Annotated in this window: 9 protein-coding genes; 3 read left to right on the top strand and 6 right to left on the bottom strand. The window is 69.8% G+C overall.

The features are described 5' to 3' along the window. Positions 1 to 5 precede the first annotated feature (5 nt). The gene (glyA, locus tag ACAZ03_RS03545) at positions 6 to 1,292 is read right to left on the bottom strand and encodes a serine hydroxymethyltransferase (protein WP_373355986.1); all 1,287 of its coding nucleotides are present in this window, start codon (positions 1,290 to 1,292) and stop codon (positions 6 to 8) included. Positions 1,293 to 1,512: 220 nt separating this feature from the next. Beyond that, complete coding sequence (locus ACAZ03_RS03550) at positions 1,513 to 2,280, bottom strand: EAL domain-containing protein (protein ID WP_373355987.1); 768 nt, start codon at positions 2,278 to 2,280, stop codon at positions 1,513 to 1,515. Between the two features lie 200 nt (positions 2,281 to 2,480). Here ACAZ03_RS03550 and ACAZ03_RS03555 point away from each other — a divergent pair, with 200 nt between their 5' ends. Continuing rightward, entirely contained in the window at positions 2,481 to 3,242 is a 762-nt protein-coding gene (locus tag ACAZ03_RS03555) for an NAD kinase (protein ID WP_373355988.1), read from the top strand. A 142-nt stretch (positions 3,243 to 3,384) separates the two neighbouring features. On the opposite strand, the gene ACAZ03_RS03560 is transcribed toward ACAZ03_RS03555, so the two are convergent. Together ACAZ03_RS03560 and ACAZ03_RS03565 are read right to left on the bottom strand one after the other, a co-directional pair. Continuing rightward, entirely contained in the window at positions 3,385 to 3,672 is a 288-nt protein-coding gene (locus ACAZ03_RS03560; protein WP_373355989.1) for a DUF4342 domain-containing protein, read from the bottom strand. A gap of 50 nt (positions 3,673 to 3,722) precedes the next feature. Continuing rightward, positions 3,723 to 5,615: a propionyl-CoA synthetase gene (locus ACAZ03_RS03565; protein ID WP_373355990.1), complete on the bottom strand. Its 1,893-nt coding sequence runs from the start codon at positions 5,613 to 5,615 to the stop codon at positions 3,723 to 3,725. A 101-nt stretch (positions 5,616 to 5,716) separates the two neighbouring features. On the opposite strand from ACAZ03_RS03565, the gene ACAZ03_RS03570 reads away from it, so the two are divergent. Continuing rightward, positions 5,717 to 6,361 (top strand): sulfotransferase family 2 domain-containing protein, encoded by a 645-nt coding sequence (locus ACAZ03_RS03570; protein WP_373355991.1) that lies wholly within the window; start codon positions 5,717 to 5,719, stop codon positions 6,359 to 6,361. Positions 6,362 to 6,680: 319 nt separating this feature from the next. Here the strand turns inward: ACAZ03_RS03570 and ACAZ03_RS03575 are convergent, their stop codons facing one another. Further along, positions 6,681 to 8,960 carry an NADP-dependent malic enzyme gene (locus tag ACAZ03_RS03575; RefSeq protein WP_373355992.1) on the bottom strand — a complete coding sequence of 760 codons (2,280 nt, stop codon included), beginning with the start codon at positions 8,958 to 8,960 and terminating at the stop codon, positions 6,681 to 6,683. A 134-nt stretch (positions 8,961 to 9,094) separates the two neighbouring features. On the opposite strand from ACAZ03_RS03575, the gene ACAZ03_RS03580 reads away from it, so the two are divergent. Beyond that, positions 9,095 to 10,174, top strand: a complete 1,080-nt coding sequence (locus ACAZ03_RS03580; protein ID WP_373355993.1) for a cupin domain-containing protein — start codon at positions 9,095 to 9,097, stop codon at positions 10,172 to 10,174. Between the two features lie 88 nt (positions 10,175 to 10,262). On the opposite strand, the gene ACAZ03_RS03585 is transcribed toward ACAZ03_RS03580, so the two are convergent. Then, positions 10,263 to 13,436 carry a valine--tRNA ligase gene (locus ACAZ03_RS03585; protein WP_373355994.1) on the bottom strand — a complete coding sequence of 1,058 codons (3,174 nt, stop codon included), beginning with the start codon at positions 13,434 to 13,436 and terminating at the stop codon, positions 10,263 to 10,265. Positions 13,437 to 13,903: the final 467 nt, after the last annotated feature.

The following is a 13,903-nucleotide window of genomic DNA, read 5'->3' on the forward strand; positions in this document are numbered from 1 at the left end:
CCGGCTCAGCTATAGAGCGGGAAGCGGGCGCAGAGCGCCGTGACCTCGGCCTTCACCTTCTCTTCGGTGGCGGAATTGCCCTCCTCGCCGTTCGCGGACAGGCCGTCGACGACCTCCACGATCCAGCGGGCGATCTGGCGGAATTCCTCCTCGCCGAAGCCTCGGGTGGTGCCCGCCGGCGCGCCGAGGCGGATGCCGGAGGTGACGAAGGGCTTTTCAGGGTCGAAGGGGATGCCGTTCTTGTTGCAGGTGATATGCGCCCGGCCGAGCGCCGCCTCGGCGGCCTTGCCGGTGACGGATTTCGGCCGGAGGTCGGCGAGCATCAGGTGGTTGTCCGTCCCGCCGGAGACGATGTCGATGCCGCCTTTCATCAGCTCGTCCGCCATGGCGCGGGCATTGGCGACGACCTGCGCCGCATAGGCCTTGAACTCCGGCCGCAGCGCCTCGCCGAAGGCCACGGCCTTGGCGGCGATCACATGCATGAGCGGCCCGCCCTGCAGGCCCGGGAAGACGGCGGAGTTTACCTTCTTGGCGATGTCGTCATGATTGGTGAGGATCATCCCGCCCCGGGGGCCGCGCAGCGATTTGTGGGTCGTGGTCGTGACCACATGCGCATGGGGAAGTGGCGAGGGATGCTGCCCGCCGGCCACGAGCCCGGCGATATGGGCCATGTCGACCATGAGGTACGCCCCCACCTCGTCGGCGATGGCCCGGAAGGCGGCCCAGTCCCACACGCGGGAATAGGCGGTGCCCCCGGCGAGGATGAGCTTGGGCTTGTGCTCGAGCGCCGCCTCGCGGACGGCGTCCATGTCGAGCATCTGGTCCTGCGCGCGGACGCCGTAGGAGATCGGCTTGAACCACTTGCCGGACATGTTGACCGGCGAGCCATGGGTCAGGTGACCGCCCGAATTGAGGTCGAGCCCCATGAAGGTGTCGCCGGGCTGCAGGAGCGCCAGGAACACCGCCTGGTTCATCTGGCTGCCCGAGTTGGGCTGCACGTTGGCATGGGCGGCGCCGAAGAGCTCCTTCGCGCGCTCGATGGCCAGCGTCTCGGCCACGTCGACATATTGGCAGCCGCCGTAGTAGCGCTTGCCCGGATAGCCCTCGGCGTATTTGTTGGTGAGCACCGAGCCCTGCGCCTCGAGCACCGCCTTGGAGACAATGTTCTCCGAGGCGATCAGCTCGATTTCGTCGCGCTGGCGGCCGAGTTCGGCCTCGATGGCGGCGGCAAGCTCGGGATCGCGGGAGCCGAGCGCCTCGGTGAAAAAGCCGGAATCGCGGACGTCGGTCATGGGGCACTCCCTTTCAAGGCTGGCGTTCGGGGGTGCATAGACCGGGCCGGCCCCGCGCAAAAGGGCGGAAGCGACCCAAGGGCGGTGCTTCGCGGCGGCGGCGCGTTCGCATCGCGCCCGCCCCGGCGCCTTTGCGAAACCCCGGGGGGCGGGCGGAAACCATGGGGATCCGCGGACGAGCCGGGGCGAGCCCGGTGGCGCGCGGAGAAGCGCGGGCGGCTCAGGCGGCGGCGCGCCCGTCGGGCTCAAGGATCAGCCGCTCATAGGCCGGCCGCGCGAAGTGATAGCCTTGCTGTAGCGTGATGCCGAGGTCGGCGAGAGCGGCGGCATCCTGCGCCGTCTCGATCCCCTCGGCGATCAGGGTGATGCCGAGATCCGCGGCCATGGTGCGGATGGCGGAGACGACGGCCCGGCGCCGGTCATCGCCGGCGATGCCGTCGATCAGCGCCCGGTCGATCTTCAGGATGTCGGGGGCGAGGTCGCAGAGGAGCCCGAGCCCGGCATAGCCGGCGCCGAAATCGTCGAGCGCCGTCTGAAAGCCGAGCGCCCGGTAGGTCTCGACGATATGGGTCAGGTGGCCGGTGTCGCGGATCGCCTCGGCTTCGGTGAATTCGAAGATGAGCCGCTCGGTGGGAAAGTGGAAACGCTCGGCGGCGCGAAGCGTCGAGCGGATGCAATGCTCGGGCTTGTAGACGGCGTTGGGCATGAAGTTAATGCTGAGCCGGCTTTCCATGCCGAGCTTTGCCGCGAGCGCGATGGCGCGGGTGCGGCAGGCCTGGTCGAAGCTGTAGCGGTTCTCTTCGGTCACCTGCGACAGGATGGCGCCGGAGGGGCCGTCGCCGACGGGGCGGACCAGCGCCTCCTGCGCGAAGACGGCGCCGGTGGTCACGTCGAAGATCGGCTGGAAGGCCATGGAAAAGGGCGTGCGGAACGCCTTGCCGTCGCGGGCGCTGCAGCCCGGGCAGCCGGGGCCCTCGAGGTCTGGCATGTGCAAATCTCCCATCGGGGCTCTGCCCCTTCCACCGGGAGCGAGAGATATCAGGGATTTATGGCCGAATTGGGCAAGCGGTGCGGCGCTTTGGCGTGGCGCGGCCACAGGGCCTGAGCGGAGGTTACCAGCCCGGCGCCGGGCTTGCCTTTCGCCCGCCCCTTCCCCAACACTCCCCGGCGGGAGAGGATGGGAGCCGCATGGATCTGAAGATCGCCTTTGTCGCCAGCGACGCCCCGATCGCGGCCGAAAGCCGCGCGCGGCTGGCGGCGCGCTATGGCGAGGTGCCGACCGACGAGGCGGATGTCATCGTCGCGCTCGGTGGCGACGGCTTCATGCTGCAGACGCTGCACGAGATCGAGCTGCGCGGCACGCCCGTTTACGGGATGAACCGCGGCACCGTCGGCTTCATGATGAACGAATATCACGAGGACGGGCTGCCCGAGCGCCTCCGCGGCGCGGAGGAGGCGGTGCTGAACCCGCTCCTCATGCGCGCCGAGACGACCGAGGGGCAGGTGATGGAGGCGCTGGCGATCAACGAGGTGTCGCTCCTGCGCGCCGGGCCGCAGGCGGCGAAGCTGAGGATCTTCGTGGACGGGCGGCTGAGGCTGGCGGAACTCGTCTGCGACGGGGCGCTGGTGGCGACGCCGGCGGGCTCGACGGCCTACAATTACTCGGCGCACGGGCCCGTGCTGCCGATCCGCTCGGAAGTGCTGGCGCTGACCGCCATCGCGCCGTTCCGGCCCCGCCGCTGGCGGGGCGCCATCCTCCCCGCCGGGGCGCAAGTGACCTTCGAGGTGATCGAGCCGCTGAAGCGGCCGGTGATGGCCGATGCCGACAGCCGGTCCGCCCGGCTCGTGGCGCGGGTGGACGTGCGGGCCGAGCCGAAGATTGCCCACCGGCTGCTCTTCGACCCCGGCCACGGGCTGGAGGAGCGGCTCATTCGCGAGCAATTCGCCTGAGGGGGGCTCATCTGCCCTGCCGGGCCGCCTCGCGGGGGCGGGCGAGGTGCAGGCGTGGCGCTGGGTGGCGAGACCCGGGGCGCTGCCCCGGACCCCGGGATTTTCGGGAGCAAAGACAAGGATGCCCTCGCTCCCGGCTCTGTCAGGTCTCGCGCGGCTCGTTGGGGTCGCGGACGATCTCGACCTTCACCTTGGCGAAGGCGCCGATGACCGCGCCGACGATGGCGAGGGCGGGGGCGGCGAGGACCAGCGCGCCGCCGGCGAGGGCGCCGAAGGTAAGCGGCAGGTCGACCGCGATGTCGCCGTCGGGCTCCTTGATGCGGATGCGCTTGACGCTGGCGTCCTTCGCCCAGGCCTTCACCTTGTCCATCAGGTTGTCGGTGGAGACTTCCACCTCTTCGGTCACGGTCTCGCTGTTCTGATCGGTCATGATCATCCTCCTGGCTGTTGCCCTTGAGGTGGGGGCCCTGCGGCCTGCCGTCAACCTCGCATCGGATAGCCGAGGCGGGCCACCGCCGCCGCCACCTCGTCGAGGATTGCCGGGTCGTCGATGGTCGCCGGCATCCGGAAGCTCTCGCCATCGGCAATCTTCGCCATCGTGGCGCGCAGGATCTTGCCGGAGCGGGTCTTCGGCAGGCGGTCGACGACGACCGCCAGCTTGAACGCGGCGACGGGGCCGATCTGCTCGCGCACGCGGGCGACCGCCTCGGCGGCGATCTCGTCCCGCGGGCGGGTGCAGCCCTTGTTGAGGCAGAGGAACCCCATGGGGAGCTGGCCCTTCACCTCGTCCGCCACGCCGATCACCGCGCATTCGCCGACATCGGGATGGCCGGCGATCACCTCCTCCATCGCGCCGGTGGAGAGCCGGTGACCGGCGACGTTGATGACGTCATCGGTGCGGGCCATGACATAGACATAGCCGTCTTCGTCGATATAGCCGGCATCCCCGGTTTCGTAATAGCCGGGGAAATGCGCGAGGTAGCTCTTGTGGAAGCGCTCCGGCGCGCCCCAGAGCGTCGGCAGGCAGCCGGGGGGCAGGGGCAGCTTCACCGCGATGGCGCCGAGCCGGCCGGGAGGGACGGGATGGCCGCCCTCGTCCAGCACCTGCACGTCGTAGCCGGGCATGGGCACCGAGGGGGAGCCGGGCTTCACCGGCAGGCGCTCGAGCCCGACCGGATTGGCGGCGATGGCCCAGCCCGTCTCCGTCTGCCACCAATGGTCGATGACGGGCACATGCAGATGCCGCTCGGCCCAGTCGATGGTCGCCGGGTCGGCCCGCTCGCCGGCGAGGAAGAGCGCCTTCAGCCCCGAGAGGTCATGCCCCCCGACGTGCGCCCCGCCCGGATCGTCGCGCTTGATGGCGCGAAGGGCGGTGGGGGCGGTGAAGAAGCTCTTCACCCCGTGCTCGGCGATGACGCGCCAGAAGGCGCCGGCATCGGGCGTGCCGACCGGCTTGCCCTCATAGACCACCGTCGTGCAGCCGGCGATCAGCGGCGCGTAGCAGATGTAGCTGTGGCCGACGACCCAGCCGACATCGGAGGCCGCCCAGAAGGTCTCCCCCGGCCCGCAGTCGTAGATGTTCTCCATCGACCAGGCGAGGGCGACGAGGTGGCCGGCCGTCGGGCGGACGACGCCTTTCGGCGCGCCCGTCGTGCCGGAGGTGTAGAGGATATAGGCCGGGTGATCGCCCGGCACCGGCCGGCAGGGGGCGGGATCCACGCCCTCCTGCGCGGCGTGCCAGTCGAGGTCGCGGCCCGGCGTCAGGCTGGCGCGGGCGGGATCGCGCTGCAGGATGAGGCAGAGCTCCGGCTTGTGGCGGGCGGCCTCGATGGCGGCGTCGACGAGCGGCTTGTAGGGCACCACGCGCCCCGGCTCGATGCCGCAGGAGGCGGCGAGGATCGCCTTCGGCGCCGCATCGTCGATGCGGAGCGCCAGCTCATGGGCCGCGAAGCCGCCGAAGACGACGGAATGGATGGCGCCGATCCGGGCGCAGGCCAGCATGGCGACGAGCGCCTCGGGCACCATCGGCATATAGATGATGACCCGGTCGCCGAGGCCGATCCCCCGGGCGACGAGCGTGCCGGCGAGCCTTGCGGTCGCCTCCTGCAGCTCGGCATAGGTCATCCGCGCCTGGCTGCCGGTCACCGGGCTGTCGTGGAGGATCGCCACCTGATCGCCGCGCCCGGCCGCCACATGCCGGTCGACGGCGTTGTGGCAGGTGTTCACCTCGGCATCGGCGAACCACTCATAGGGCGCGTTCGCGGCGCTGAAGGCGCGCGCGGGCGGGCGGTGCCAGTCGATGGCGCGGGCGGCCTCCAGCCAGAAGCGCTCCGGGTCCTGCGCCCAGGCGGCATAGGTCTCGCGGTAGCCCATGGTCTCCTCCCCTCGGCTCCCTCGGCGGCGAGCTTGCCGCAAAGCGGGCCGCGGGGGAAGCCGGGCTTTGCCGGGGCGCGCCCGGGCTGCTAGGGGGCGGCATGGTCATGATCGTCCGCTCGCAGAAGCTCGCCTATTTCTCGACCCGCAAGGTGGGGACGACCTCCGTCCGTGCGCTCCTGAAGGAGCTGGCGGAGGGGGAGGGCGATTTCACCGCGACGCGCGGGCTGCCGATGAACCGCCGCTTCCTGCGGATGACCGAGGGGATGGAGCGCATCGCCGTGGTGCGCGACCCGGTGCGGCGGTTCCTCTCGGGCTTCGGCAACCGGGTGGGGCACCATGGCGACCTCGCGGCGGGCCTAGGGGATCGGCTGCTGATCCGGCTCGCGGGGCTGGACCCGGCGCCCGATATCGAGGCCTTCACGCGGGATTTCCGGGGCTATTGCCGGTGGAACGACAAGATCCGCCGGCATTTCCGGCCGCAGCGGGCCTATCTCGGGACAGACCTGTCTGTCTTCGACCGGATCTACCGGCTGGAGGCGCTGGACGAGCTGGCGGCCGACCTCTCGGTACGCGCGGGGCGGCGGCTGGAGCTGCCGCGGCTCCAGACAGGCGGGGAGAAGCTGGCGTTCGAGAGCCTGACAGAGGCGCAGCAGCGGCGTGTGCTGGCGATCACGGCGCCGGACTACGAGCTGCTGGCGAGGTATTACCGGGCGCCCGAGGTGGGGGCGGGGGTGGCGGGCTGAAGCCCGCCCTACGGGGATGGCGTAGGGTGGGTTTGTAACCCACCGTCGGCGCGACGCTCGTGCGGCGCCCCAGCCCGGTACGCGCCGCAGGCGCAGGGCGAGCGCCGGCCCGTCCCGCGGGCTGGCGCTCTTGTGGGGCAGCGCTGACATTCGGGCGGAGGATGTGGCGGCACCATAAAGTGCGATGCGGCAGCGGCAGGAGCGCCAACCCCCGGGCCGGCGCTCGCCCTGCGCGGCACCGTCCTGCTTCGTTGTGAAGGGGGACGGTGGGTTACAAACCCACCCTACGGCGGCGCAGCGGGCTCGGGATCGTCCCCCCTCAGGCGTAATGCGCCACCGGCATGCCGGCGAGCGCCGTCATGTTGAGGAGCCCGCGCGCCGTGATCGAGGGGGTTACGATATGGGCGCGGTTGCCCATGCCCATCAGGATCGGCCCGACCTCCAGCCCGCCGCCGCGCATCTTCAGGATGTTGCGCACCGCAGAGGCGGCATCGGCATTGGAGAAGACGAGCGTGTTCGCCTCCTCCGCCAGGCGGCCGCCCGGGAAGATCCGCTCGCGGAGCTCGCGGTCGAGCGCCGCGTCGATATGCATCTCGCCCTCATAGGCGAAATCGCGGGGGCTGGCGTCGAGAATCGCGAGCGCGCCGCGCATCTTGCGGCCCGACTCCGTTTCCAGATTGCCGAACTGCGAATGGGAGCAGAGCGCGATCTGCGGCTCGACGCCGAAGCGGCGGATGTGCCGCGCCGCTGCGCAGACCACCTGGGCGATCTGCTCCGAGCTCGGCTCGGGGTTCACCTGCGTGTCGGCGATGAAGAGCGGGCCTTCCTCGAGGATCATCAGGCTGAGCGCGCCGACCGGGGTGAGGGACTCCGTGCCCAGCACCTGCGTCACGTAGTTGAGATGCCACAGGAACTGGCCGAACGTACCGCAGATCATGCTGTCCGCTTCGCCGCGATGGACCATCACCGCGGCAATCGCCGTGGTGTTGGTGCGCATGATGGCGCGGGCCAGATCGGGGGAGATGCCGCGGCGGGCCATCAGGTGATGATAGGTCTCCCAATAGTCGCGATAGCGGGGGTCGTTCTCGGGGTTCACCAGCTCGAAATCGCGGCCGGGGCGGATCTTCAGGCCGGCGCGCTCGCAGCGCGCCTCGACCACCTCGGGGCGGCCGATGAGGATCGGCTGGTCCGTCATCTCCTCCATCATCGCCTGGGCGGTGCGCAGGACCCGCTCGTCCTCGCCCTCGGCGAAGACGATGCGCCGCTCGGCCGTGCGTGCCGCTTCGAAGACGGGGCGCATCAGGAAGGCGGAGCGGAAGACCGTGTGCTGAAGCTGCCGCTTGTAAGCCTCGACATCCTCGAGCGGCCGCGTGGCGACGCCGGAGGCCATGGCCGCCTGGGCGACGGCGGTCGCCACCGTCTCCATCAGGCGAGGGTCGAAGGGCTTGGGGATCAGGTATTCCGGGCCGAAGGTGAGCTTTTCGCCCTGATAGGCGGCGGCGGCCTCGGCGGAGGTCGTGGCGCGGGCGAGGGCGGCGATGCCTTCGACGCAGGCGATCTGCATCTCGTCGTTGATCTCCGTCGCGCCCACGTCGAGCGCGCCGCGGAAGATGAAGGGGAAGCAGAGGACGTTGTTGACCTGATTGGGATAATCCGACCGGCCCGTGGCAATGATCGCATCGGGCGCGGCGGCGCGCGCCTCTTCGGGGAGGATCTCGGGATGCGGGTTGGCGAGGGCAAAGATGATCGGCCGGGGGGCCATCGTCTTGACCATCTCGGCGGTCAGCACGTCCGGCCCGGAGAGGCCGAGGAAGAGATCGGCGCCCTTTATGACCTCGGCGAGCGAATGCGGCGCGGCGCCTTGCGCATAGGCGGCCTTCTGCGGCGTCATGTCGGCCTCGCGGCCCTCGTGGACGAGGCCGTGGAGGTCGCAGAGCCAGACGTTCTCGCGCTTCACCCCGAGCTTCAGGAGCATGTTGAGGCAGGCGATCCCCGCAGCGCCGCCGCCGGTGGAGACGACCTTGATCTCCCCCCAGTCCTTGCCGGCGACATGCAGCGCATTGGTCGCGGCGGCGCCGACGACAATGGCGGTGCCGTGCTGGTCGTCATGGAAGACGGGGATGTTCATCCGCTCGCGGCAGAGCTTCTCGACGATGAAGCAATCGGGGGCCTTGATGTCCTCGAGGTTGACGGCGCCGAAGGTGGGCTCGAGCGCGCAGACGATGTCGGCGAGCTTCTCGGGGTCGGGCTCGTTCACCTCGATGTCGAAACAGTCGATATCGGCGAATTTCTTGAAGAGGACGGCCTTGCCCTCCATCACCGGCTTTGAGGCCAGCGCGCCGATATTGCCGAGCCCGAGGACGGCCGTGCCGTTGGAGATGACGGCGACCAGATTGCCGCGCGCCGTGTAGTCGCGCGCCTTGCCGGGGTCTGCCTTGATGTCGAGGCTGGCCTCGGCGACGCCGGGCGAATAGGCACGGGCGAGGTCGCGGCCGTTGGCGAGCGGCTTGGTCGCACGGATCTCCAGCTTCCCGGGCTTCGGGAAGCGGTGATAATCCAGTGCCGCGCGTCGCAAAGACTCCTTGGCGCTGTTGTCCATCGCCTCTTCTCCCAGATGGTTTAATATTAAACTATCTTCTCCGGCGCGCCGGGGCGCAAGGGCGCTCTTACCGGGAAGGCGGGGACTTGCCAAGGCGGCGCGGGGTCGCCAGAGATCGGACGAGGAGTGAGCCCATGCAGAACATCAAGGCCGAAGTGCATCTGGCGACGCGCGACCTGGCGGCGGATATTCCGTTCTTCACGAAGCGGCTCGGCATGCGGATGGAGCGGATCTATCCGGCGGATGCGCCGGAGGTCGCCGTCTTCTCCGGCCACGGGCTGCGGGTGCGGCTGGAGGCGGGGGCTGGCGCGCCCGGGCGCATCTTCCTCCTCGCCGATGACCCGATGCTGATCGCCGGCGGGGCGGAGGCGCTGACCTCGCCCGGCGGGACGGAGGTCACCATCGCCCCCCTCGACCCGCCCGTCGTGCAGCCGCCGACGGAGCATGCCTTCGTCGTCCGCCGCCTTGCCGATCAGGCGCCCTGGGTCGTGGGCCGGGCGGGGATGCAGTACCGCGACCTGATCCCGGGGCGGCTCGGCGGCGCGATGATCGCCAGCCACATCCGCATCCCCGACGGCGGCCCGGTGCCCGACATGGTGCATTACCACAAGGTCGGCTTTCAGCTCATCTTCTGCACGCGCGGCTGGGTCGACGTGCTCTACGAGGATCAGGGCGGGACGCGCCGGCTGACGGCCGGCGACTGCTTCATCCAGCCGCCCGAGATCCGCCACCGGGTGATGGAGGCCTCGGACGGGATCGAGGTGATCGAGATCGGCGTGCCGGCCGAGCATGTGACGGTGATCGAGCACGAGATCGAGCTGCCGACGCCGGTCGAGAAGCCGGACCGCGAATGGGATGGCCAGCGCTTCGTCCACAGCCTCGCGAAGGACGGCATCTGGGAGGGCTTCCGCCTGCCGGGCTACATCGCCCGCGATACCGGCATCGCCGCCGGCACGAAGGGCGTCGCCGGGGTGCAGGTGGTGCGGCGGGGCGAGGGAGAGCCGGTCTGGGCCAGCCATGACGCCGACATCCTCTTCGGCTTCGTCATGGGCGGCGGGATGCTTCTCGAGGGCGAGGGGCGGGAGCCGCAGCGGCTGGAGGCCGGCGACGCCTATGTCATCCCGCCGGGGATGGCGACGCGCTGGGCCGAGCCGACAGAGGATGTGGAGATCCTCGAGGTGGCGCTGCCGGGGGCGTTCGAGACCACGCTCTGAGCCAGCGCCCCCGGACGTCGCGCGATAATCGTGGGCCGGCGGGGGGGCGGAACCCATGTGGGTTCCGCCTGCGATATGGAAATCGCTGTCAGCCGATCTCGGCGAGACGGGCGAGGGCGGCGGAAAGCTGGGCTTCCTCCTCCTGCCGGAGGGCGAGGTTCTCGCGCGCTTCCTCCACAACCTCCTCCGGGGCCGAGGCCACGAAATTGGGGTTGTTCAGTCGCCCCGAGAGCCCGCCGATTTCCTTCTTCAGCTTGTCGAGGTTCTTCGACAGCCGGGCCTTCTCGGCCTCCACGTCGATGATCTCGGCCAGCGGCATCGCGTAGCTCGCGCCTTTCACGGCGACGGTCAGCGCCCCCTTGGGCGGCTCGGCGGCCGGGGTCAGCCCCTCGATCCGGGCGAGGCGCTTGATGAGCGTCTCGTTCTTCGCCCAGGCCTCCTTCGCGGCGGCATCCGCCTCGATCTCGAGGAGGGGGACATAGAGCCCCGCCGGCACGTTCATCTGCGCCCGCGCCGAGCGCACGGCCTCGATCAGAGAGATGGCGAGCGACATCTCCGCCTCCGCCGCCGGGTCGCCGAGCTCTTCGGCGGTGTATTCCGGCCAGGGAGTGAGGATCAGCATCTCGTCATGCCCGCCGATGGTGCCCCAGAGCTCTTCGGTGATGAAGGGCATGATGGGGTGCAGCAGGATCAGGCACTGTTCCAGCACGAAGCGCATGGTGGCGGCGGTCTCGGCCTTCACCTCCGGCCCGCCGTCGAGCAGGAGCGGCTTGGAGAATTCCACATACCAGTCGCAGACCCGCCCCCAGACGAAGGCATAGAGCGCGTTGGCGGCCTCGTTGAACTTGTAGGCGGCGAGCGCCGCGTCGACCTCCTCGCGGACCCGGCCGAGCTCGCCGAGGATCCAGCGGTTCACCGTCTCCGTGGGTGCCGGCCGGCCGGCGGGCGCCTCGAAGACGCCGTTCATCTCGGCGAAGCGGCAGGCGTTCCAGAGCTTGGTGCCGAAGTTGCGGTAGCCGGTGATCCGCTCCTTGGAGAATTTCAGCACCCCGCCGATCGCCGCCATCTGCGCCATGGTGAAGCGGAGCGCGTCGGCGCCGAACTCGTCGACCATCTCCAGCGGGTCGACGACATTGCCGACCGTCTTCGACATCTTCTTGCCCTTGGCGTCGCGGACGAGCTGATGGAGGTAGACGGTGTGGAACGGGTCCTTCCCCGTCACCGCCTGGCTCATCATCATCATCCGCGCCACCCAGAAGAACAGGATGTCCTGCCCGGTGATCAGCACGTCGCTGGGGAAGTACTTCCGCAGCTCCGGCGTATCCTCCGGCCAGCCGAGGGTGCCGAAGGGCCAGAGGCCGGAGGAGAACCAGGTGTCGAGCACGTCGGTATCCCGCCAGACCGGGTAGACGAGCTGCGTCGGGTCCTGGGAGACGTTGTACTCCGCGAGGCTCTCGGCGAGGCGCTGGATCGCCTCGTGCTTGTCCTCGACCTCGATGACGCGCGCATGGCTGAGCGGCGTCGGGATGTCCGCATTGGCGTCGTAGAAGCCGTCCGCGACCTCCTCGACGGAGGCGGCGCAGCGGGCGACGTCGCCCCGGTGCAGCATGCCGCCCTCGGTGAGGAGCCGCATGAGCTCCACCTGATCGAGATCGCCGTCGCCCTCGTCATCGCGGAAGTCCGGCGCAGAGAGGTCGAGCCCGTACCAGACCGGCACGCGGTGGCCCCACCAGAGCTGGCGCGAGATGCACCAGGGCTCGATGTTCTCCAGCCAGTGATAGAAGGTCTTCTCGCCGCTCTCGGGCATGATAGTCACGCGGCCGGAGCGGACGGCCTCCAGCGCCGGCTGCGCCAGGGTCTTGGCATCGACGAACCATTGATCCGTCAGCATCGGCTCGACGACGACCTTCGAGCGGTCGCCATAGGGCTGCATGATCGGCTTTTCCTCGACGAGGGGCACGAGGTTCTGCGCCTCGTCGCGCGCCTCGCCGCCTTCCTCTGGCGCGAGGGGCGCGGTGACGGCCGCCTTGCCGAGCCGCGGATCGGTGATCTCGGTCATCACCGCGAGGCCCTCGGCGGTGATCTCTTCCACCACCCGTTTGCGCGCCTCGAGCCGGTCGAGCCCCCGCAGGTGATCGGGCACGAGGTTGAGGGTATCCACCTCCTCCTCGGTGAAGGCGGCGCCCGTCGCGATCTCCTGCGCGCGGGCGGCGGCCTCGGCATAGGGCGCGCCGTCGGCCCGCATTTGCGCGCGGGAATCCATGAGGCGATACATCGGGATGCCGCCCCGCGCGGCCACGCCGTAGTCGTTGAAGTCATGCGCGCCGGTGATCTTCACGGCGCCCGAGCCGAAACTCGGATCGGGATATTCGTCGGTGATGATCGGGATCAGGCGGCGGCTCTCCTTCGGGCCGACGGGGATCTCGCAGAGCTTGCCGACGATGGGGGCGTAGCGCGCATCGCTCGGGTGGACGGCCACGGCGCCGTCGCCGAGCATCGTCTCGGGCCGCGTGGTGGCGATCGAGATGTAGTCGCGCGTCTCGCGGAAGAGCTCCTCGCCGTCCTCGCCCCGCTCGATGTATTCATAGGTCTCGCCGCCCGCGAGCGGGTATTTGAAGTGCCACATGTGGCCGGCGGTCTCGATGTTCTCGACCTCGAGGTCGGAGATCGCCGTCTCGAAATGCGGGTCCCAGTTCACGAGGCGCTTGCCGCGGGTGATGAGGCCCTTGTTGTAGAGGTCGACGAAGACCTTGATGACGGCATCGTGGAAGTCGGGCGAGTTCTCGTGGCCGGTGCGCGGGTCGCCCGGGGCGCCGGCCATGGTGAAGGCGTTGCGGCTCCAGTCGCAGGAGGCGCCGAGGCGGCGGAGCTGTTCCACGATCCGCCCGCCGTATTCGCCCTTCCATTCCCAGACCTTGGCGATGAAGTCCGCCCGGCCGAGTTCGGCCCGGGAGGGCTGCTGCGTCTCGGCCAGCATCTTCTCGACCTGAAGCTGCGTGGCGATGCCGGCATGGTCCTGCCCGGGCTGCCAGAGCGTGTCGAAACCGCGCATCCGGTGCCAGCGCGTCAGGATGTCCTGCAGCGTGTTGTTGAAGCCGTGACCCATGTGGAGCGCGCCGGTGACATTGGGCGGCGGGATCATGATCGTGAAGGTCTCGCTCCGCCGCTTGCCGGCGCCGGCGCGAAAGGCCCCGGCCTCTTCCCAGGCGGCATAGAGGCGCGCCTCGGTGGCGGCGGGGTCGAACTTGGTTTCCATCGGCATGGCTCAGCGCTCCCATCGGATCGGATGCGGAGATAGCGCGGGCAGGCCGGGAGGGAAAGGCGGGGTTGCGGTGGCGGGCGAGAGTGACGGGGCGGCGGCTCCTGCAGGCGGTCGAGCGGTGCCCCCCCCCGGTACGCGCCGGAACGGCGCAGTGCGAGTGCCGGCCCGTCCCGCGGGCTGGCGCTCTCGTGGGGCAGCGCAACGCGTCGGGCGGAGGATGTGGCGGCGCCATAAAGTGCGATGCGGAACCGTCAGGAGCGCCAACCCCCGGCCCGGCGCTCGCCCTGCGCGGCACCGGTGTGCTCGGTCGCGAGGGGGACGGTGGGTTGCAAACCCACCCTACGAAGGTTGCGGCGGTCGCGCGGAGCTTCTCCACCCGCCGCAGAAGCCCTTCCGCCCGACGGTTTGCGCTACCAGCCTTGGCGCTGTCATCTTGACGCGCTAGGCCCTTTCAGGACCCCAGAGAG

It is taken from the genome of Pseudoroseicyclus sp. CXY001, from assembly GCF_041714655.1.
GTDB lineage: Bacteria > Pseudomonadota > Alphaproteobacteria > Rhodobacterales > Rhodobacteraceae > Pseudoroseicyclus_A.